19 protein-coding genes are annotated in these 19763 nt (G+C 73.7%); 6 read left to right on the forward strand and 13 right to left on the reverse strand.

Going from position 1 to position 19763, the window contains the following annotated elements; translation table 11 throughout:
* The 3 genes from GA0070214_RS19330 to GA0070214_RS19340 all read left to right on the forward strand — a co-directional run.
* Positions 1-415, forward strand: a 415-nt coding sequence (locus GA0070214_RS19330; RefSeq protein WP_208602827.1) for a C39 family peptidase, incomplete at its 5' end; no start/stop codon positions are given.
* A gap of 217 nt (positions 416-632) precedes the next feature.
* On the forward strand, positions 633-2036 hold the full coding sequence (locus GA0070214_RS19335) for an acyl-CoA synthetase (RefSeq protein WP_091265636.1): 1404 nt from the start codon (positions 633-635) through the stop codon (positions 2034-2036).
* A gap of 62 nt (positions 2037-2098) precedes the next feature.
* Positions 2099-2836, forward strand: a complete 738-nt coding sequence (locus GA0070214_RS19340; RefSeq protein ID WP_091265639.1) for a zf-HC2 domain-containing protein — start codon at positions 2099-2101, stop codon at positions 2834-2836.
* Between the two features lie 13 nt (positions 2837-2849).
* Here the strand turns inward: GA0070214_RS19340 and GA0070214_RS19345 are convergent, their stop codons facing one another.
* Positions 2850-3425 carry a sigma-70 family RNA polymerase sigma factor gene (locus GA0070214_RS19345; RefSeq protein WP_091265642.1) on the reverse strand — a complete coding sequence of 192 codons (576 nt, stop codon included), beginning with the start codon at positions 3423-3425 and terminating at the stop codon, positions 2850-2852.
* A 152-nt stretch (positions 3426-3577) separates the two neighbouring features.
* Positions 3578-4051 carry a molybdenum cofactor biosysynthesis protein gene (locus GA0070214_RS19350; RefSeq protein ID WP_091265645.1) on the reverse strand — a complete coding sequence of 158 codons (474 nt, stop codon included), beginning with the start codon at positions 4049-4051 and terminating at the stop codon, positions 3578-3580.
* Between the two features lie 89 nt (positions 4052-4140).
* On the opposite strand from GA0070214_RS19350, the gene GA0070214_RS19355 reads away from it, so the two are divergent.
* Positions 4141-5364 (forward strand): hypothetical protein, encoded by a 1224-nt coding sequence (locus GA0070214_RS19355; RefSeq protein ID WP_091265648.1) that lies wholly within the window; start codon positions 4141-4143, stop codon positions 5362-5364.
* Between the two features lie 18 nt (positions 5365-5382).
* Here GA0070214_RS19355 and GA0070214_RS19360 read toward each other — a convergent pair whose 3' ends face one another.
* The 4 genes from GA0070214_RS19360 to GA0070214_RS19375 all read right to left on the reverse strand — a co-directional run bounded on the left by GA0070214_RS19360 (position 5383) and on the right by GA0070214_RS19375 (position 8231).
* Entirely contained in the window at positions 5383-6474 is a 1092-nt protein-coding gene (locus tag GA0070214_RS19360; protein WP_091265650.1) for a PIN domain-containing protein, read from the reverse strand.
* Positions 6475-6510: 36 nt separating this feature from the next.
* Positions 6511-6738, reverse strand: coding sequence for a hypothetical protein (locus tag GA0070214_RS19365; RefSeq protein ID WP_091265653.1), 228 nt, complete (start codon positions 6736-6738; stop codon positions 6511-6513).
* 46 nt (positions 6739-6784) lie between these two features.
* Positions 6785-7396 (reverse strand): hypothetical protein, encoded by a 612-nt coding sequence (locus GA0070214_RS19370; protein WP_091265657.1) that lies wholly within the window; start codon positions 7394-7396, stop codon positions 6785-6787.
* Positions 7397-7676: 280 nt separating this feature from the next.
* Positions 7677-8231, reverse strand: coding sequence for a winged helix-turn-helix domain-containing protein (locus GA0070214_RS19375; RefSeq protein WP_091265660.1), 555 nt, complete (start codon positions 8229-8231; stop codon positions 7677-7679).
* 303 nt (positions 8232-8534) lie between these two features.
* On the opposite strand from GA0070214_RS19375, the gene GA0070214_RS19380 reads away from it, so the two are divergent.
* A complete protein-coding gene (locus tag GA0070214_RS19380; RefSeq protein ID WP_091265663.1) occupies positions 8535-12944 on the forward strand; it encodes a S8 family serine peptidase in 4410 nt (1469 codons plus the stop codon).
* A 114-nt stretch (positions 12945-13058) separates the two neighbouring features.
* Here GA0070214_RS19380 and GA0070214_RS19385 read toward each other — a convergent pair whose 3' ends face one another.
* From GA0070214_RS19385 to GA0070214_RS31890, 5 genes are all read right to left on the reverse strand, one after another.
* Complete coding sequence (locus tag GA0070214_RS19385) at positions 13059-13562, reverse strand: winged helix-turn-helix domain-containing protein (protein WP_091266580.1); 504 nt, start codon at positions 13560-13562, stop codon at positions 13059-13061.
* A gap of 261 nt (positions 13563-13823) precedes the next feature.
* Positions 13824-14375 carry a dihydrofolate reductase family protein gene (locus GA0070214_RS19390; RefSeq protein ID WP_091266584.1) on the reverse strand — a complete coding sequence of 184 codons (552 nt, stop codon included), beginning with the start codon at positions 14373-14375 and terminating at the stop codon, positions 13824-13826.
* Between the two features lie 55 nt (positions 14376-14430).
* Positions 14431-15369, reverse strand: a complete 939-nt coding sequence (locus tag GA0070214_RS19395) for a sigma-70 family RNA polymerase sigma factor (protein WP_091265666.1) — start codon at positions 15367-15369, stop codon at positions 14431-14433.
* A 24-nt stretch (positions 15370-15393) separates the two neighbouring features.
* Complete coding sequence (locus GA0070214_RS19400; protein ID WP_091265668.1) at positions 15394-15879, reverse strand: GNAT family N-acetyltransferase; 486 nt, start codon at positions 15877-15879, stop codon at positions 15394-15396.
* A 20-nt stretch (positions 15880-15899) separates the two neighbouring features.
* Positions 15900-16313 carry a nuclear transport factor 2 family protein gene (locus GA0070214_RS31890; RefSeq protein WP_167364295.1) on the reverse strand — a complete coding sequence of 138 codons (414 nt, stop codon included), beginning with the start codon at positions 16311-16313 and terminating at the stop codon, positions 15900-15902.
* A gap of 160 nt (positions 16314-16473) precedes the next feature.
* Between GA0070214_RS31890 and GA0070214_RS31895 the strand changes: the two genes are divergently transcribed.
* Positions 16474-16989, forward strand: coding sequence for a DinB family protein (locus GA0070214_RS31895; protein ID WP_167364296.1), 516 nt, complete (start codon positions 16474-16476; stop codon positions 16987-16989).
* A gap of 84 nt (positions 16990-17073) precedes the next feature.
* On the opposite strand, the gene GA0070214_RS19410 is transcribed toward GA0070214_RS31895, so the two are convergent.
* Both GA0070214_RS19410 and GA0070214_RS19415 read right to left on the reverse strand, forming a co-directional pair.
* Complete coding sequence (locus GA0070214_RS19410; protein WP_091265675.1) at positions 17074-18660, reverse strand: DHA2 family efflux MFS transporter permease subunit; 1587 nt, start codon at positions 18658-18660, stop codon at positions 17074-17076.
* A gap of 163 nt (positions 18661-18823) precedes the next feature.
* On the reverse strand, positions 18824-19756 hold the full coding sequence (locus GA0070214_RS19415) for an AraC family transcriptional regulator (RefSeq protein ID WP_091265678.1): 933 nt from the start codon (positions 19754-19756) through the stop codon (positions 18824-18826).
* Positions 19757-19763 lie beyond the last annotated feature (7 nt).

The following is a 19763-nucleotide window of genomic DNA, read 5'->3' on the forward strand; positions in this document are numbered from 1 at the left end:
CAAGAACATCGACGTGGACGCCATGGCCAAGGAGATGGGCACCACCGAGGCCGGCACCAACAGCATCAACGACATCACCCCCGTCCTGAACAAGGAGACCGGCAAGCACTACCGGTCCGTCGAAATCCGCGACGGCAAGGCCGACGACAAGCAGACCGACACCCTGCGCGCTGACATCGTGCGCACCGTCGACGACGGCCGCGCCGTGGTCGCCAACATCGCCGGCACCACCACCGACACCGACGGCAACACCCACTCCTTCGAAGGCGGCCACTACATCAGCGTCGTCGGCTACCGCGACAACGGCAACACCGTCACCATCGCCGACAGCGCCAACCCGAACATGGCCTCCTACCGCATCAGCGTCGACAACCTCGCCGACTGGATCGCCACCCGCGGCTACTCCGCGTCCTGATCCACCGCACCACGCAACACGGAAGGGCCCGACCCCACCAAGGGGTCGGGCCCTTTCGTCGTCTTGTCAGCGATCGCCCGCGTGCGGCCTCGTCGGGCACCTCGACGTGCTCCAGCCGCCCCGGACGGCCAACGATGGCACACTGCCCACGGGCCCGGAAGCAGGGCTTCGCCCCGGGGACGTCGGGGTGGTCGCGCGATCGGGGAGGAGCCGCGGTGTGGCGCTGCTGAGCTGGCTGTCCGAGTCGACCGACGAGCGGCCGGAGGCGGTCCGGGTCGACGACCGGTCGGTGTCCTGGGTCGAACTGCGCCGGATGGCCGCCGCGGTCGCCGAAGACCTGGGCGGCGTCGGGCGGGTGGCCGTGCCGGCCACACCGAGTCTGGAGACCGTGGTCGGCGTGGTGGGCGGGCTGCTGGCCGGGGCGGCAGTCGTCCCGGTGCCGCCGGACGCCGGGCCGGTGGAACGCGAGCACATCCTGCGGGACTCGGGCGCCGAGGCGCTGCTGACGCCCGCCGGCGGTGCGGTGGTCGACTCCCCCGCAGCGCCCCCGGCCGTGCCGGTCGACCTGACCCGGCGGTCGGACACCCGGCACCTGGAGCCGGACCCGGCGGCCACCGCGCTGATCCTCTACACGAGCGGCACCACGGGCGCTCCGAAGGGCGCGGTGCTGTCCCGCCGCGCCGTCGCCGCCTGCCTGGATGGGCTCGCCGACGCCTGGTCGTGGACACCGGACGACCGGCTGGTGCACGGGCTGCCGCTGTTCCACGTGCACGGGCTGGTGCTCGGCGTTCTCGGCCCGCTGCGGCTCGGCAGCCGGCTGCACCACGTCGGCCGGCCCCGCCCCGAGCGGTACGCGGCCGCCACCGGCTCGCTCTACTTCGGCGTACCCACGATCTGGTCGCGGATCGCCGCGGACCGGGACGCGGCGCGGGCCCTGCGCGGGGCGCGGCTGCTGGTCTCCGGCAGCGCCGCGCTGCCCGAGCCGGTCTTCGCGGCGCTCGCCGACCTGGCCGGCCACCGGGTCGTCGAGCGGTACGGCATGACCGAGACCCTGATCACCGTGAGCGCCCGGGCCGACGGGCCCCGGCGGCCCGGCACCGTGGGCCTGCCGCTGCCCGGGGTACGCACCCGGGTGGTGGACGAGCAGGGCGGCCCGCTGCCCGCCGACGGGATGGGCGAGCTCCAGGTGCGCGGCGACACGCTCTTCGACGGCTACCTGCACCGGCCGGACGCCGACGCGGCCAGCCGGACCGCGGACGGCTGGTTCCGCACCGGGGACGTGGCGACGGTCGGGCCGGACGGCTGGCACCGGATCGTCGGCCGCGCCGCCACCGACCTGATCAAGAGCGGCGGCTACCGGATCGGGGCGGGCGAGGTGGAGGACGCGCTGCTCGCCCATCCCGGGGTCCGCGAGGCGGCCGTGGTCGGCACGCCGCACCCGGACCTGGGCCAGCAGGTGACCGCGTACGTGGTCGGCGACGGCCTGCGGGAGGCCGACCTGATCGATTTCGTGGCCCGGCACCTGTCGGTGCACAAGCGGCCCCGGCAGGTCCGGCTGGTCGACGCCCTGCCCCGTAACGCCATGGGCAAGGTGCAGAAGAACCTGCTGGCGCAGGCGTGACGCGCGCAGGTCGGCGTCGGGGCCGCGGGAACCAGGCGGCCGGTGCGGACGACTACCTGTACATGGCGTGTGAGCAGTGGCGGGAGATCCTGTCGGCGCAGCTGGACGGGGAGGCGACCCGGTCGGAGAGCGCGGCGGCCGAGGCGCACCTGGCGGGGTGCGCCGGCTGCCGGGGGTGGTTCGAGGCGGCCGTCGCGGTGACCCGGCGGGCCCGTACGCAGCTCGCTCCGCCGGTGCCCGACCTGGTCGACGCGGTGCTCGCCGCGGCCCCGCCGGCCCGGCCCGGGTGGCGGGAGCGCGTGGCCCTCGGCCTGCGCGGGGTGCTCGGGCTGCTCGGCGCGGTGCAGCTCGTGCTGGGCCTGACCCAGGTCGGCCGGGAGGCCGTGATCGACCACGCGCACGCCACCGGCCAGCACCTCTGGCACGAGTCGGCGGCGTGGAACGTGGCCGTGGGCGCCGGCTTCCTCTACGTGGCGCTGCGGCGCTCCGCCCCGGCGGGGCTGCTGCCGATGCTCAGCGCGTTCGTCGCCACCCTGCTGCTGCTGTCGGTGAACGACCTGATCACGGGGCAGGTGGCGGTGCAGCGGCTGGTCAGCCACGGCTTCCTGCTGGTCGGCTGGGTGGTGATGGTGCTGCTCGCGCGGCCCCGGTGGCGCCCGGGCGGCACGCCGCCCCGGCAGGGCCGGTCGGCCGGGTCGCGCTGGTCGCTGCGTACCGAGGAGCCGCCGGAGCCCGCGCCGCTGCGCCTGGTGCCGCCCATGCCGTACGCCGCGCAGGCCCGCGACCGCCGGGCCGCCTGACGGGCCGGCCGGGTCAGACGACCCGGCTGCCCCGGGCCGGCCGCGCCTCGCCCTGCCACGCGGCGACCAGGTCCTCCCGGGCGCGGGCGACCCGGGACCGGATGGTGCCGACCGGGCAACCGCACACCTGGGCCGCCTCGGCGTAGGAGAGGCCGACCACCTGGGTGGCGACGAACGCCTCCCGCCGTTCCGGGGCGAGCCCGGCGATGAGCCCGCGCAGGGTCACGGCCTCGTCCCCGCCCGCGGTGACCGCCCCGGCCGCCTCGGCGGCGGCCTGCCAGTCGGGCAGCGCGGCCACCCGGGGGCGTGCCGTCGCGGCCCGGACGTGGTCCACGGCGACCCGGCGGGCGATGGCGAAGACCCAGGTGCGGGCCGTGGACCGGCCGGCGAAGCCGGGCAGGGCGCGCAGCGCGCGCAGGAACGTCTCCTGGGTGAGGTCGTCGGCCTCGGCGGGACCGGCCAGGTGCGCGAGGAACCGCCACACCGGGCCCTGGAGGGCCCGGACGAACGCGGCGGCGGCCTGCTGGTCGCCCCGCCCGGCCCGGTGCGCCCACCGGGTCACCTGCTCGTCGTCGGTCTCGGGGCTCATCCGCGCCCGGCCCGCCGGTCCACCACGGTCATGATCGACGGTACGGGCGCGAGGCTCGCTCGGTTCATCCCCGCCGTCCTCCCTGTCACCCCGCCACCGGCCGGACGGTCACCCGTTGGTCGGCCGACGAGGCCGGAAAGTTCCCGGCGCGCTCAGGAATCGACGGTCACCTCGACCGGCCCGACCCGCAGGACGCCGTCGGTGAGCGGGGCACAGCGCACACCGCCCCGGCCGCGCAGCGCCTTCCAGGTGCCGGGCGCGACGGTGACGTCCAGCCAGGCACAGGGCGGGGCGGCCCGGTGGACCCGCAGGCTGACCGGCCCGTCGCCGGAGTCCAGGGTGAGCACCCGGCCCACCAGGTCGTCGACGGCGATGCCACGGGTCAGCACGTTGCGCCGGACCTGGGTGAGGTCGGCCCCGGGAGGCAGCGATTCCTGCGCGATCAAGGTCACGCTCGCCTCCCGGTGCGCCGGCTTGCCGAAGTAGCGGTCACCGACGATGCCCAGGCCGGCCCGGATCCGGACCTCCTCGACCAGCTCGCCCGGCGGCGCCGGGGCCGGGCCGTCGGCCGGCCGGCCCACGTAGCGGTGCACCGGCGAGGCCAGCAACTGGACGATCTGCGCCATGTGCGGATTGTCGCACGGACGTACCGGCACCTAAGCGGACGATAGCCGCCCTCACGTGTCCACCCTCCGTGGAGGACGTTGTACCGGGCGTGACGACGAGACGGTCCACCCCGGCCGGGCGTCACCCCGAGCTGGGACGGCAGATTGCATGGACGCGGCGCGAGAACGAGCGCCGGCGAAGTGCGTACGAGGCGGCGGCCCGGACGTGGCGCCGCCGCACCGAGCACCTGGAGCGGCTCCGGATCGAGGCGACCGGCTTCCACGGCTGCACCCTCCCCGGCACCGACCTGCCGGTCGAGCTGGACGACGGCGAGGTGGTCTACCGCATCGTGCCGGTCGCCGAGCTGGTCGAGGCGGAGGCCCGGCACCTGCCGGGGCTCCCCGTGCCGGACCCGGCGCCGACCGTGGACGTGTCCGACCCGGCCGATGGCGCGCTCCCGGCCGGGCTGCGGGTGGTCGACACCGGCGCCGCCGTGGTGACCGACCGGCGGGTCGCCTTCGCCGGGCGGGCCGGCCGGCGTGAGTGGGCCCACGACGACCTGCTCGGCCTCGGGCACCACCCCGACCTGCCGGTCACCCTGCTGCACCCCGGGGACGGCCGGCGCCCGGCCGGCCTGCGCGTTCCGGTCACCGGCGCGGCGAACGTCCGCTTCTACCTCACCCTCGCGTACGCCGCCGCCACCGGAACCCGGGACACGGTCGCCACGCAGCTCGAGGCGCTGCTGGCCGCGCACCGCGCGGCCCGGCCCCGGCCACCGCGACCGCTCGGTGTGGCGGACGCCCCGGTGCCACGGCGGCGTGCGGAGCGCCTGGTCGCGGCCGGCGCCGTGGCGGTCGTGGTGCTTCTCGGCGTGACGGCGGCAGGCACCTGGCCCGCGACGGCCGGGCCGGTGCACCCGACGGGGACGACCGCGGACGGTGCCGCCCCGACACCCGGCGACGTGCGCGCGTCCGAACCGGTCCTCGGCACGCCCGACGGCGCCGCGACCCGGTCGCCGGCCGGCGAACCCACCCCGCTCCCCCGGCCGGCAGACGGCACGCGGCGGCCCGGCACCGGAAGCCCGACCCCGGTCGGCACGGAGCGGATCGCGCTGCCGGTGCCGTCCCGCGCCACGACGCCCGCCCCGACCCCACCGACGACGCCACCGGCGGTGAGCCCGACCGGGAGCCCGGCCCCGACCGTCACCCCGACCGCGAGCCCCACCGGGACGCCCACCGGCTCGCCCTCCCCGAGCGACCCCGCCGGGTCGGGCATCTGCCTGGATCCGCTGCGGCTGCCGGTGGTGGACCCGCTGCTGTGCCGCCGGACCTGAACGGGGGCGGGCCCGCCGTCAGGGGGTGTGCGGGGTGAGCAGGTAGTCGTCGGCCTCCGGGCTCCACCGCAGCTCGACTGCCCCGCTCGTGGCGGCGGCCTTGGCGAACTGGAGGAAGCTGCGGTAGCCGAGCTTCTTCTCGCTGAAGTCCGGCCGCGCCCGGCGGAGCTGGTCCTTGAGCCCGGACAGCGGCACTGCGCCACCCTCGCCGGCCAGGTCCACGACCACGGACCGCAGCAGCGCGAAGGCCACCTCCCGGTCGCCCCGCTCGGGCAGCGACACCTCCGGGTCACCCTTGGCGGGTCCCGCGGCCAGCTCGATGACGTTGTGCCCGGCCAGGTGGCGCAGCAGTTCCCCGAAGGTGCGGAAGCCGTAGTCGGATTCGCTGAACGTCGGGTCCTTGCGGAGCAGCGTGCGCTTGAGGCCGGAGGCGGTCACCTCGCCGCTGGAGCTGCCCTGCATGCCGGCCACGGTCTGGGCCACCAGCACGGCGAGCGTGTCGACGTCCCGCGCAGGCTCCTCCCCGGCCGACGGGGCCTCGGCCGGCGGCTCCGCCGGCAGCTCGGTCGGCGGCGGCGTCTGAGGCTCGGCCGGGCGGGCCGCCCGAACCCGGCGGCCGGCCGCCGGCGGCACGTCGACCCCTTCGAGGCGTTCGTAGAAGAGGAACTCGTCGCAGGCGGGCGGCAGCAGCGCCGACGTGGACTTCTCCACACCGACCCCGATCACCCGCTTGTTGAGTTCGCGGAGCTTGTGCACCAGCGGCGTGAAGTCGCTGTCGCCCGTGCAGATCACGAACGTCGAGATGTAGCCGCGCTCGAACGCCAGCTCGACGGCGTCGACGGCCATCTTGATGTCCGCGGCGTTCTTCCGCGAGGCGCCCATCCGCTGCGGAATCTCGATCAGCTCGACGTGCGACCGGGTGAGCATCCGCCGGTCCTCGTCGAAGTACGACCAGTCCGCGTACGCCCGGCGCACGACGACCCGGCCGCGCTCGGCGAGGGCGTCGGCGATCGGGCGGAAGTCGAACGGCCGGCCGCCGTGATGGTCCCGCACACCCAGCGCCAGGTTCTCGTAGTCGAGGAACAGCGCGATCCGGTCTTCCTGATCCACGCCGGTCAGCCTAACGGTGCCGGCGTGCCGCTCCGGTCACCGCCGCCGCTCGTCGCGGTAGAGGGTGTTGCGGCGGGCCACGTGCTGGATCGCGTAGCTGGCGATCAGGAGCAGCAGGGCCAGCGCGACCTCGACGCCGGCGACCGCGCCGTTGGCGACGGTGAGGCCGAGCAGCAGGAGGATCAGCCCGACCACCGCCAGCAGGCCGGCCAGGAGCAGGCGGTTGCGCCTCCCCGTCGACCGGCCCTGACCGTCAGCACCCACCGCTGCCACCTCCTTCCGGCCAGCCTAGGTGCTGCCCCTGCCGGTCCTACCTCACTTCGTCGAAGGCCCCCCGCAGGATGGCAATTCCCGTGCCGACGAGCCAGACGGCCGCGAGAAGCCGGAACGCCGGCTCCGGCCGGACGAGCGGCGGCAGCAGGATCGAGAGGGCAGAGGCCGCCACCAGCGGTCCCACGAGTCTCCCGTAGCCGAACACCCACCGGGGCCGCCGATGGGAACGCCACGCGACCGCCGAGGCCGCCGCGATCAGCAGGCCGGCGCCGAGCAGGTGTGCCGCACCGCCGAGCACCAGCGCGGCCCTGCCGAGACCGGCGACGGTCGTGTCGCCGGCCTGCGTCGCCAGCAGCAGGGCCAGCCCGCACACCACTGAGGCGAACAGCGACCCCGCGGTGATCGCCGTACCCCAACCCAGCACCGCGCCGGCACGGGTGCCCTTCGTGTGCAGCGCCGTGCGCAGCCGCCACCCGAACCGGTACAGGGCGACCGCCGCCAGGATCTGCAACGCTGACTGGACGAGCACCGCCGAACGGCTGGCGGCATAGAAGTCACGCAACTGCGCGACGGACGCGTCGGGCAGGTAGAGGCTCTCCCCCGCCTTGAGCGCGCTGCCAGCCGCGATGCTGGCGACGAAGGCGGCCACGAAGACGATGCCCCACCATCCCCAGCGCCGGCCCGGGGCGTTCGCCGCCCCCGGTCCGCGTCGTGGTGGCGCCCCGGCCGCACTCCCGAGCCGATTCTGTCCCATTGATCCCTCCCTCTGGGCGGACGCGGCCGGACGAGCCGGGACGTGCGTCCATCGGCCAGTCATGTTTCCAAGGAGCGGGCGGCGCGTCGTCCGACGTGGGGCGGCCGTCGAGGTACGGCAGCGGGGGTACGCCCGTACGCTCCGGGACGTAGTCGGTCACCGGGGCAGCGTGGCCCTAGCGGCCGTTCGGCAGGTGCCCGGTGCCCTGTGCCCGGGGCCGCCGGTGGTCGGTGAGCCGGAGCCCGACGCCCCGTACGGCGACGACGGTGACGCCGGTGCCCAACTGGTCGAGCTTGCGGCGCAGCCGCTTCACCAGGGACTGCACGTCCGCCTTGTCCTGCAGCCCCTCGTCGTGCCAGACGCAGCGGTGCAGCTCGGCGTACGTCCAGACCCGCACCGGCTGGGTGGTCAGGCAGGCCAGCAGGTCGCGCTCGAGCCGGGTGAGGACGATCTCCCGGTCGCCCCAGCGGGCGGTGGACCGGGCCGCGTCGATCACCAGCGTGTCGTCCGGCGGCGGCGTCGGGGCGGGCGGTGGCGGGGTGTCGAGGGCCGCCGGCGTCGCTCCCGGCGACGCGAGCAACCGGCGCAGTTCGTCGAGGTCGGCGACCAGGAGCAGGGGCGCGACGCCGTCGAGAAGCTCGGTGAGGCGGACCCGTTCGGCCGGCGCCGAGGTCACCCCGATCACCAGCGGGAACGGATGCTCCGCCCCGCTCGTCTCCTCCTCGGTCACCGTTACCCCCCGCCCGGAGGTACCAGCGGCAAAAATTGCCGCACCTGGGAATCGCCGTGACAGTCAATGTCAACCGCCCCCCACCGAGGGGGACCTGTTGGTGACAAGTTGCTCACGTACGGTGCTTGATCGCGCTTTCCTGTCGATCATAGTGTCCACTCAGGCAGCCGGCGTAGACCCGCACGGCGCCTAGGGGGCTTGGGGGGTTCGTTCAAACCGGTGTGATCCGACGGGAGAGGAGTCTCCTGCGCCCATCCGCCATGGCTCGAACATCCGCGGGTCGTTCTGGAGGAGGCAGCACCGATGCTGAGACGTCCACACAGGAGGGGCCTGGCCGGTCGGCTGGTGAGCGCGGGCGCGGCCCTGGTTCTCGCCGCGACCACCATGGCCGCCACCGGCACAGGCGCGCAGGCTGCGCAGACCGGAACGGGCACCGGCGCATCCGCCGGCGACAAGATCCGCCCCGAACTCACCCGGCAACTCCAGGGCAAGAGCGAGGGCGACTTCTGGATCCACTTCGGCGCCAAGGCCGACCTGGGCAAGGCCGGCGCGAACAAGGACTGGGCCAAGCGGGGCACCGAGGTCGCCGACGCGCTCAAGAAGACCGCCGCCGACAGCCAGGCGAAGATCCGCGCCGAACTGGACCGCTCGGGCACGAAGTACCAGACCTTCTGGGCGACCAACGCCATCAAGGTCAGCGGCGGTTCCCTCACGATGGCCCAGAACTTCGCCGCCCACGCCGAGGTCGACGGCCTGTACGCCCCCATCGAGTACAAGCTCCCCGAGGTCACCCAGGGCACCGACGAGAAGTCGGTGAACGCCCTGGAGTGGGGCATCGCGAACATCAACGCCGACGACGTGTGGTCCCAGTACGGCGTCAAGGGCGCCGGCATCACGGTGGCCAGCATCGACAGCGGCGTCCAGTTCGACCACCCGGCGCTGGTCAACTCCTACCGGGGCAACAACGGTGACGGCACCTTCGACCACAACTACAACTGGTACGACGCCGCCGGCACCTGCGCCACCGCCCCGTGCGACGAGGACGGCCACGGCACGCACACGATGGGCACCATGGCGGGTGCCGACGGCGCCAACCAGATCGGCGTCGCCCCCGAGGTCAAGTGGATCGCCGCGAACGGGTGCTGCCCGACCGACGCCGCGCTGATCTCCTCCGGCCAGTGGATGCTGGAGCCCACCGACCTCAGCGGGCAGAACCCGGACGCCAGCAAGCGGCCGAACATCATCAACAACTCGTGGGGCACCACGCTGCCCTCCACCGAGCCGTTCATGGAGGACGTGACCGACGCCTGGACCGCCTCGGGCATCTTCGGCACGTGGTCCAACGGCAACAACGGGCCCGCCTGCCAGACCAGCGGCTCCCCGGGCAGCCTGGCCAGCAACTACTCGGCCGGCGCGTACGACATCAACAACAACATCGCCAGCTTCTCCTCCCGCGGCGCCGGGCAGAACGGCGAGATCAAGCCCAACCTGTCGGCGCCCGGCGTCAACGTCCGGTCCAGCGTGCCGGACAACACCTACGCCAGCTACAGCGGCACGTCGATGGCGGCGCCGCACCTGGCCGGGGCGATCGCGCTGCTCTGGTCGGCGGCGCCCACGCTCGTCGGCGACGTCACGGCGACCCGCGCGCTGCTGAACGACACGGCGGTCGACAAGGCCGACACCCAGTGCGGCGGCACCACGGACGACAACAACGTCTACGGTGAGGGCCGGCTGGACGCGCTCGCGCTGCTCAACGCCGCCCCCATCGGCGACAACGGCACCCTCGCCGGCAAGGTGACCGACGCGGCCACCGGCGCCCCGATCGCCGGCGCCACCATCGCCCTCACCGGCGCGGCGACCCGCTCGCTGACCACCGCCGCCGACGGGACGTACTCGTCGCTGCTGCTGGCCGGCGACTACCAGGTCACCGTCTCGGCGTTCGGCTACCAGACCAGGACGCTCTCGGCGACGGTGACCACGAACACGACCACGACGTTGAACGTCGCGCTGACGGCGGTGCCGAGCGTCACCGTCGGCGGTCAGGTCACCGACGGCTCCGGGCACGGCTGGCCGCTCTACGCGAAGGTCAGCGTCGAGGGCCTCCCCGTCTCCGACTACACCACCCCCGCCAACGGCCGCTACAGCCTCAAGCTGCCGGCCGGGGCGACCTACCGGCTCAAGGTCGAGTCGCAGTACCCGGGCTACCCGACCGTGACCAAGGAGGTCGTGGTCGGCTCCGGCAACACCACGAGCAACATCGCCGTACCGGCCGACCCGAACGCGTGCACCGCGGCGCCCGGCTACACCAACAGCTCCGACGGCGAGTACGAGACCTTCGACGGCACCGGCGTGCCCGACGGCTGGTCCGTCGTGGACAACGCCGGCACCGGCCAGGTCTGGAAGTTCACCGACAGCGGTGACCGGGGCAACCTGACCGGCGGCTCCGGCGGGTTCGCCATCATCGACAGCGACGACTACGGCAGCGGTGGCCGGCAGGACACCTCGCTGGTCAGCCCCGTGGTCGACCTGACCGACGTCGCGGCGCCGGTGATCCGGTTCAACCAGGACTTCAACTGGCTGAGCTCCGACCGGGCGGACGTCGACCTCAGCCTCGACGGCGGCGCCACCTGGAGCAACGTGCTCCGGCAGGCGGCCGACGTGCGCGGGCCCCGGGTCACCGAGGTGCCCATCCCGCAGGCGGCGGGCCAGGCGCAGGTCCAGGTCCGGTTCCACTACTACGACGCCTCCTGGGAATGGTGGTGGCAGGTCGACAACGTGCTGATCGGCAGCAAGATCGTCTGCAAGCCGGTCGACGGCGGCCTGGTGCTGGGCCACGTCCGGGACAAGAACGACAACGGCTACGTCAACGGCGCCACCGTCACCAGTGACGACCGGCCGGCGGAGAAGGCCACCACGGTGGCGACCCCGGACGACACCGAACTCGCCGACGGCTTCTACTGGATGTTCTCGTCGCTGACCGGCCAGCACCCGTTCACCGCCAAGGCCGGCAACTACGTGAGCCAGACCAAGCAGGTCGACGTCGAGGCCGACTGGGCGACGGCGGCGAACTTCCAACTGGCCGCTGGCCGGCTGGCTGTGCAGCCGACGTCGGTGACCGGCACGGTCCGGATGCCCACCGGCAAGGTCAGCAAGACCTTCACGGTGACCAACACCGGCGGGGCCCCGGTCGCCGTCGAGTTCAGTGAGCAGGACGGCGGGTTCGTCCTGCAGCGGGCCGACGGGTCGCAGCTGTCCGAGCAGAAGCTGCTCGGCTCGCCCGGCGCGCCGGTGCAGCGGCTCACCACCCCGACGTCGGTCGCCGCCCGTCCGTCCGGCAAGTCGGCCACCGCGGCCGCCGCACCGACCGGCCCCCAGGCGGAGCCGTGGACGGGGATCGCCAACTACCCGGCGAACGTGATGGACAACCGGGTGGTGAACCTCGACGGCAAGATCTACTCGATCGCCGGCGGTGACGGCACGGCCTCCAGCACGAAGAACTACGTGTACGACCCGATCGCCCAGACCTGGACGGCGATCGCCGACCTCCCCGCCGCACGCAACGCCATGACGGTCGGGGTCGTCGACGGCAGGATCATCGCCACCGGCGGCTGGGGCGCCGCCGGGCCCGACGGCACGACCTGGTCGTACGACCCGGCTGCCAACACCTGGACCAGGAAGGCCGACAACCCCGCCCCGCGGGCCGCGGCCGGCCAGGCCGTCGCGGACGGCAAGCTGTACGCCGTCGGCGGCTGCACCACGGCCAGCTGCCTGCCGATGTCCAACTCGGTGGTCCGCTACGACCCGGGCACCGACGCCTGGGAGACGTTGCCGAACTACCCGAAGTCGGTGGCGTTCGCGTCCTGCGGCGGCATCGGTGGCACCGTCTACTGCACCGGCGGTAACGACGGTTCCGTCTCGCAGAAGGCCAGCTACGCGTTCGACCCCGGCGCCAACGCCTGGACCGCCGTCGCGGACGCGCCGGCCGACAACTGGGCCAGCTCGTTCGCCGTCGCGAACGGCAAGCTCCTGGTGGTCGGTGGCTCGCAGGGCGGGGCCATCACGAACGCCGGCTTCGCGTACGACCCGGCCACCGACTCGTGGGCGAACCTGCCCAACGCCAACACCCCCCGCTACCGCGGTGGTGCGGCGTGCGGCTTCTACAAGATCGGCGGCTCCTCGGGCAGCTTCAACGCCACGAAGGACAGTGAGGTGCTGCCCGGCCTTGAGGAGTGCACCGAGGGGCCGGCGGACGTCAGCTGGCTGACCATCGACAAGTCGAAGGTCACCCTGGCACCGGGTGAGAAGGTCACGGTGACCGTCGGCATGACGGCCAACGTCGACCAGCCCGGCACCTACTCGGCATCGGTCGCGATCAAGGAGAACACGCCGTACACCGTGCCGCCGGTGGCGGTCACGATGATCGCGCAGCCGCCGACCAGCTGGGGCAAGCTGATGGGCACCGTCTCCGGCCGGAGCTGCCAGGGCGCCGTCGCGCCGCTTCCCGGCGCGGTGGTCCAGGTCGACTCGTGGGCGATGTCCTGGACGTTCGCCACCGATGCCGACGGCAAGTACGCCTACTGGATGGACCGGCGCAACAACCCGCTCAGCATCATCGTCGCCAAGGACGGCTGGAAGCCCCAGACCCGCCAGACGAGGATCAACAACACCACGCCCACCGTGGAGGACTTCACCCTGTCCCCCATCCGCTGCTGACCATCGACCGTGAAGGTCCGGCCCGCCCGGTGTCCCCACCGGGCGGGCCGGACCGCGTTCACGGCCCGGATCGGAGGTGCCGGCTCCCCGGCTACGGCGGAGCGGAGAACCGGGTCAGGACGGCGCGAGGCGGAAGCCGATGCCGCGCACGGCGTGGATGGTCGGCGCCGCGCCCACCCGGCCGAGCTTGCGCCGCACCCGGCGCACCACCGAGTGCATGTCGGAGCCGCGCCCCAGGTGGTCGTTGCCCCACACGGCCCGGTGCAGCTGCGCGTAGGTCCACACCTGGCCGGGTGTGCCGGCGAGGCAGACCAGGAGGTCGTGCTCCAGCGGCGTCAGCCCGACCTCCCGCTCCCGCCACCGCAGGACGCGACGGTCGGAGTCGACGTCCAGCTCGGACACCGGCCCGCCGGCCGCCGGCGACTCGTCGGCGACCGCGGCGGGGGCGGGAGCCGGTCGCACCGCCCCCGGCGCGCGCAGCAGTTCGAGGAACCGCCGTGCCTGGTGCGCGCTGGAGACGATCAGGAAGGTCTCGGTGCCGCCGAGCAGCTGGGTGAGCTGCCGGCGTTCCGCGGCCGAGGCCGCGATACCGATGACCAGGGACGGCACCCCCGCCATCATCCGCCCTTCCGTTCCACCCTTGTGGTGACGCTCTTCCGCGCCGTCCGGAAATCGCCTGTGCAGGCAGCGGGAATCGGCCGCCGGGCGTGGGTGGATTCGGACGCGCGACGGTCGGCAGGCGCGGAAAATGTGCCGGAGCAGCGATTGTGTGAGGCGTTGCAGAACTGCTGATCGGCATCATATAGCCGGTCACCGATGATTGGTATAGCAGTTAACGTCAATGTAACGACGATGGCGCAACGCATTCGGCCGCGCCGTTCACGCCCGCTGGTACCGCGTGAGGACCGCCGCGCCGGCCTGCTCCGCCGACCGGCACCGCAGGTACGCGGGCGGACCCTCCGCCGGGAAGAGCCGCGCACCGGTGCGCAGGATCGTCGGGAAGGTGAGGAGGCGGTACTCGTCGATGAGGTCCTCGGCCATCAGCCGGTGCACGACGCTCAGGCTGCCCGTGACGATGACGTCGCGCCGCTCGCGCCGGACCGCCTCGACCAGGTCGCCGTCGACGACCGACGAGTTCGCCCAGGCCGAGACGTCGGCCAGGGTGCGGGTGGCGACCAGCTTGGGGACGGCGTTCATCCGGGCGGCGAACGGGTCGTCGCGTCCGGGCCAGAGCCGGGCGAACAGTTCCCAGGTGGTCCGCCCGAGAAGCAGCACCCCCTCGCCGAGCACTCTGCCGAGGCGGAACTTGTCCCCGGCCACGGTCTCCGGGCCGTGCCGGAAGGCCCAGCCGCCCGAGGGCGTGCCCCCGGACCCGTCCGGGTCCGACACGATCCCGTCCAGGGTCACGAACTGGATGACGACGACGCTCACGATGGTGTCCCTTCGGTAGGTGTCCACCGGTACGTACCGGCGGCACCGCCCGGACTCATCGCACCCGGGGCAACTCGTCGGCAGAGATCACCGCGGGCAGGTCGAACGCCGCGAGGACGCGCGGGTCGGCGAACACCACGTTGTGCGTGACGCGCCCACCGGCGACCGTGAGCACCTGCACCGTGTGCAGCCGGTGCGGGCCTCCGGGCTGCGGCGCGTACGCCGCGAGAGCCGGTTGCCCGTTGGCGCCCAGCCGTCGCACGTGCCAGCCGGTGCCCCGGGTCCGGAACACGCGATCCATGAACCGGCCGTAGTCGCCGCTTCCCCGGTACCAGAGGGGCACCGGCGGCATCTCCAGGACCGCCTGGTCGGCGAGCAGCCGCACGAGCCCGGGAACGTCGGCCGCCTCGAACGCCCGCACGTACCGGTCGACCACGGCCCGCACCCGCGGATCGTCCGGCTCGGCGACCTCACCGACGTCGCCCACGTCCGGGAGCGCCGCACGGGCACGCTGCAGTGCGCTGTTCACCGCGGCGACGGTGGTGCCCAGCTGCGCGGCGACCTCGGCGGCGGTGAACTCCAGCACCTCGCGGAGCAGGAGCACGGCCCGCTGCCGGGCGGGCAGCACCTGCATGGCCGCGACCAGCGCGAGGCGCATCTCGACCCGCGTCTCCAGCTCGTTCCGCGCGTCGGGAAACGGCTCCAGCCACGGCACGTCGAGCGAGGGCGTCAGCGGCGCCTCCGGGTCGACGCTCGGCGCGCCCAGCCCGGACGGCAGGGGCCGTCGCGCCCGCCCCTCCAGCGCGGTCAGGCACGCGTTCGTGGCGATCCGGTACAGCCAGGTCCGCTGCGAGGCACGCGCGGGGTCGTACCGGTCCCGGGCCCGCCAGGCGCGCAGCATGGTCTCCTGCACGACGTCCTCGGCCTCGTGGAACGAGCCCAGCATCCGGTAGCAGTACGCCAGCAACTCAGCCCGGTGCAGCTCGAAGTCCACCCGCCCATCCTGGCGGTACCGCGTTCAGCCGGGTGTCGGCGGGGCCTCGTGCTCCGGGCGCAGGACGAGGTTGAGCAGTTCCAGCCCGGTGACGGGCCGGAAGCCGGCCTCGGCGTAGAGGGTGCGGGCGGGGGTGTTGCCGGCCTCGGTCCGCAGTGACACGCGGTACGCCCCGGCGGCCCGCGCCTCGTCGACGACATACCGCAGGAGGGCCCTGGCGACACCGCTGCGGCGCTGGAACGGCGCGACATAGAGGTCGCTGATCGACCACGCGGTGCCCAACAGCAGCGACGCCGGGGTGACCGCCGTCGTGACGAAGCCGCAGACCTGTCCGGCGCGGGTGGCGGCGGCGAGCGCGAGCCGGTGCTGGGCGATCTGGTCGCGCAGCCACGCGCGGGTGCGCTGCGGGGACGGTTGATGGCCGTAGTGCGCCCGGTAGTCGTCGAAGAGGGCGGCCACGCGCTCGAAGGCGTGCTGGGTGGGGGCGATCGGCGCGACCGTCGTCAGCATGCCGCCCAGTCTCGCCCGCGCTAGGCCGGCACGTCCTGCCAGAGTTCGTTGAAGGCGATGCTGTCGAAGAAGGCGGTCCCCTCGACCACCTTGCCGTCCCGCATCCGCAGGAACCAGGCGACCGTGTCGGTGTACGTCGTGCCGATGGTGGTGGTCCCCTGGCCGTTCCACGCGACGATCACCGTGTCGGTGGCCGGGTCCTCGTGGATGCCCCGGATGAGCACCGGCCGGAACGGATCCTCCCGAGTGAAACGCGCGCCGAAGGGCGTCAGCGCCTCCTCGATGAACTGGCGCGCCGGCTGGTACACCCCGCCCGCCACCGAGCGGCCGGTGATCTCCCAGCGCATGTCCTCGGCGAAGATGTCGGTGATGCTGCCGGTGCCGGCGGACCAGGCGGCGAAGGCGTCCGCGACGATCTCCCGGTTGGCGGTCATCGGCGGCTCCCCTTCTCCCTGCGGCGGCACCCGGACGCGCCCGCTCCGCTCATCCTCCGCCGCCACGTCCGCGGCCGGAGGCGGATTCCGCGGGCCGCCCTCCTCCGGGCGGCCCGGGCGCGGCCTCCCGGGATGCCCGCGGACCACCTACCCTGAGCGCGTGGATCGGTGTGCCGAGTGCTCGTTCGTCTATTCCGCGCTCGACGGCGGCGACCTGCCGGGGCGGTTGCGCGACCTGGCCGGGGACTATCCGGCCGCCCTGCACGGGGTGCCGGACATGCGCCGGCGACCCGCCCCGGAGGTGTGGTCGCCGCTGGAGTACGCCTGCCACGTCCGGGACGTGTTCCGCGTGCAGGGTGAGCGGCTCGCGCTGGCGCTGCGCGTGACGGAGCCCGAGTTCACGCCGATGGGCCGCGACGAGCTGGTGGTCACCGAGCGCTACAACGCCCAGGACCCGGAGGTGGTCCTCGCCGACCTGGCCACGGCCGCCGACAGGTTCGTGGCCCGCTTCGCGGCGCTCGGCGAGGTCGACCTGGCCCGCACCGGCGTCTACCCGTGGCCGCAGCGCGAGGTGCGGACCCTGCTCTGGCTCGGCCGGCACACGGTCCACGAGGCCGAGCACCACCTGCTCGACATCCGCCGCGGCGCCGGGGCCCAGACGGCCGGCGGGGCCTGACGCCGGTCGGCGTCAGGCCCCGCGACCGCGAGCCGGACCGGGGTCGGGCCGGCGGGGCGAGGCCCCGGCGACCCGACCGGCGGGTCAGTGGATCGGCACCGGCGTGCGCTGCTCCTCGCCCGCGCCGCCGTCGAGCAGGTGCGACGGCTCGCGCCGGCGGGGCAGCAACGCGGCCGGGATGAAGGTGAGCAGCACCAGCCCGAAGCCGACCCAGAAGGTGGTGGCGAAGGAGCTGGCCGCGAAGTCGAGACCGCGCTCGATCAGCGACGGCGGCACCGGGAACTGCTGGAGCAGCTCCGGCCGCAGCTGCGAACCGATGGCCAGGCTGGCCTCGGTGACCGGCTTGCCGCTGTTCGGGTCGGTCACGCCGGGGATCACCTCGGAGCCGTTCAGCCGGCTGGTGAGGATCACCGACATCACCGCGGCGCCCACCGAGCCGCCGATCTGCTGGAGGATGTTGACAAGGGTCGAGCCGCGGGCCACCTCGGCGGCGTGCAGGGTCTTCAGCGCCGAGGTCATGATCGGCATCATGGTGCCGCCCATGCCGAGGCCCATCACGAACAGCGAGCCGCAGAGCAGCCAGTAGGACGTGTGCGGGTCGACCTGGGTGAAGGTGAAGAACCCGGCGGCGATGAGCACCAGGGCGAACGGCACCGTCCGGCCGACCGGCACCTTGTCGGCCAGCATGCCGGCGATCGGCATGGTCAGCATCGCGCCGATGCCCTGCGGCGCCATGAGCAGGCCGGCGGTCAGCGTCGACTCACCGCGGATCTGCAGGAAGTAGCTCGGGAACAGCAGGCCCGCGCCCATGAACGCGATGATGAAGACGAACAGGGTCACCGCGGCGATGGTCAGGTTGCGATTGTGGAACAGCCGCAGGTCGAGCAGCGGGTGCCGGGGCCGGAACGAGTAGAACACGAAGGCCACCACGAGCACGGCGCCCACAAGCATGGGCAGCCAGACGCTGTTGTCGCGGATCGTGCCGGCCTCGGGCAGCGACGAGACGCCGTAGAGGAAGAGCGCCAGGCCGGGCGACAGCATCAGCATGCCGAGGAAGTCGAACGACTCCGACGGCTCCGGGTTGTCCTTCGGCAGGGCGAGCTGGGCGTAGATCAGGGCGACCAGGCCGATCGGCAGGTTGATCAGGAAGATCCAGTGCCAGCTGGCGGTGTCGATCAGCCAGCCGCCCAGGATCGGGCCACCGATCGGGCCGAGCAGCATCGGGATGCCGAGGACGGCCATGAGCCGGCCGATCCGGTGCGGGCCGGCCGCGCGGGTCATGATCGTCATGCCGAGCGGCATGAGCATGCCGCCGCCGAGGCCCTGGAGCACGCGGTAGCCGATCAGCTCGCCGATCGAGTCGGCGGTGGCGCACAGCCCCGAACCGATGGTGAACAGCGCGAGCGCCACCATGTAGAGGCGCTTGGTGCCGAACCGGTCGGCGGCCCACCCGCTGAGCGGGATCACCGTGGCAAGGGCGAGGGTGTAGCCGGTCATGGTCCACGCCACGCGGGCGTAGGAGGCGTCGAACTCGTTCTGGAACGTCGGCAGGGCCACGCTGACGACCGTCACGTCGAGGATCGACATGATCGCACCGAGCACGACGACGCCGGCCACCTTGAGAACCGCGGCGTCGAGTTTGTTCGATGTCGCGACAGGTTGCTGGGTCACAAACAGTCTCCTGGTTCAGGTCCGGTCGGGGGCGGTGGCGGCGCCGCGCGCCCGGCGGGGCGCGGGGTGACGTGCGGTGGGGCGGCGTCCGGCAGGAAGCGTAGCCATGGGTTGCGACATCGCGCGGCCGGTTTACCGGGATCACCGGCGACGCGGGAGGGCCTCAGGCCGTGGCGCGGTGGTCGCGCGGATTGACGCCGCGGACCCGCTTGAAGGCCGCGCTGAGCGCAAAAGGGCTGCTGTAGCCGACTCTGCGGGCAACCGCGGTGAGGGTCAGCCCGGTGTCGCTCAGCAGGTCGGCGGCGAGCGTGAGGCGCCAGTTGGTGACGAAGGTCATGGGCGGCTCGCCGACCAGTTCGGTGAACCGGCGGGCGAAGGCGGCCCGGGAGGCGCCGGTGGCGGCGGCGAGGCCGGCCACCGTCCAGCCCCGGGCCGGGTCGTGCTGGACCAGCCGGACGGCGTGGCCGACCACCGGGTCGGCGTAGGCCCGGTACCAGCCGGGCGGCTGCGCGCCGGGACGGCCCAGCCAGGTGCGCAGCACCCCGATGACGAGCAGGTCGAGCAGCCGGTCCAGCACCGCCTCCTGCCCGGGCCCGTCCCGGTCCAGCTCCGCGGCGAGCAGCGCGACGACCGGCAGCTCGCCGTCGGCGGCGGTCAGTACCACCAGGGGCGGCAGGGCCGCGAGCAGCCCGGCGCCGACCGCGCCGCTGCTGGCGTACGTGCCGGTGAGCAGGGCGGTCGCGCCGTCCGGCCGGGTGCCCCAGGTGCGCAGGCCCAGTGCCATGGTCTCGGTCAGCTCCTGCCCGCCGAGGGTGGTGCACCGCTGCCCGGGGTGGATCACCACCTGCGGCGGCGTCTCCGGGTGGTCGGCCACCGTGTACGGGTCGGGCCCGCGCAGCACGGCCACGTCCCCGGGGCGCAGCAGCGCCGGCGCGCCGCCGTCGGGCGCCACCCAGGCCTCGCCCCGGACCACGGTGGTGATGCTCAGCGGGGCCGCGTCGCGCACCCGGATCGACCAGGGCGGGTCCATGACGGTACGGAGCAGGAAGGCGTCCCGGGCGCGGAGCCCGCGCAGCACGTCGGCGAGCACGTCCACGCGGTGA

Origin of the sequence: Micromonospora chaiyaphumensis (genome assembly GCF_900091435.1) — a bacterium.
Lineage (GTDB): Bacteria > Actinomycetota > Actinomycetes > Mycobacteriales > Micromonosporaceae > Micromonospora > Micromonospora chaiyaphumensis.

What these genes read in the sequence shown, in the direction of transcription:
- GA0070214_RS19340 (WP_091265639.1), top strand. Translation starts at nt 2,099, where the DNA reads ATGGCGTGTGAGCAGTGGCGGGAGATCCTGTCGGCGCAGCTGGACGGG.
- GA0070214_RS19345 (WP_091265642.1), bottom strand. Translation starts at nt 3,425, where the DNA reads ATGAGCCCCGAGACCGACGACGAGCAGGTGACCCGGTGGGCGCACCGG.
- GA0070214_RS19350 (WP_091265645.1), bottom strand. Translation starts at nt 4,051, where the DNA reads ATGGCGCAGATCGTCCAGTTGCTGGCCTCGCCGGTGCACCGCTACGTG.
- GA0070214_RS19380 (WP_091265663.1), top strand. Translation starts at nt 8,535, where the DNA reads ATGCTGAGACGTCCACACAGGAGGGGCCTGGCCGGTCGGCTGGTGAGC.
- GA0070214_RS19385 (WP_091266580.1), bottom strand. Translation starts at nt 13,562, where the DNA reads ATGGCGGGGGTGCCGTCCCTGGTCATCGGTATCGCGGCCTCGGCCGCG.
- GA0070214_RS19400 (WP_091265668.1), bottom strand. Translation starts at nt 15,879, where the DNA reads ATGCTGACGACGGTCGCGCCGATCGCCCCCACCCAGCACGCCTTCGAG.
- GA0070214_RS31890 (WP_167364295.1), bottom strand. Translation starts at nt 16,313, where the DNA reads ATGACCGCCAACCGGGAGATCGTCGCGGACGCCTTCGCCGCCTGGTCC.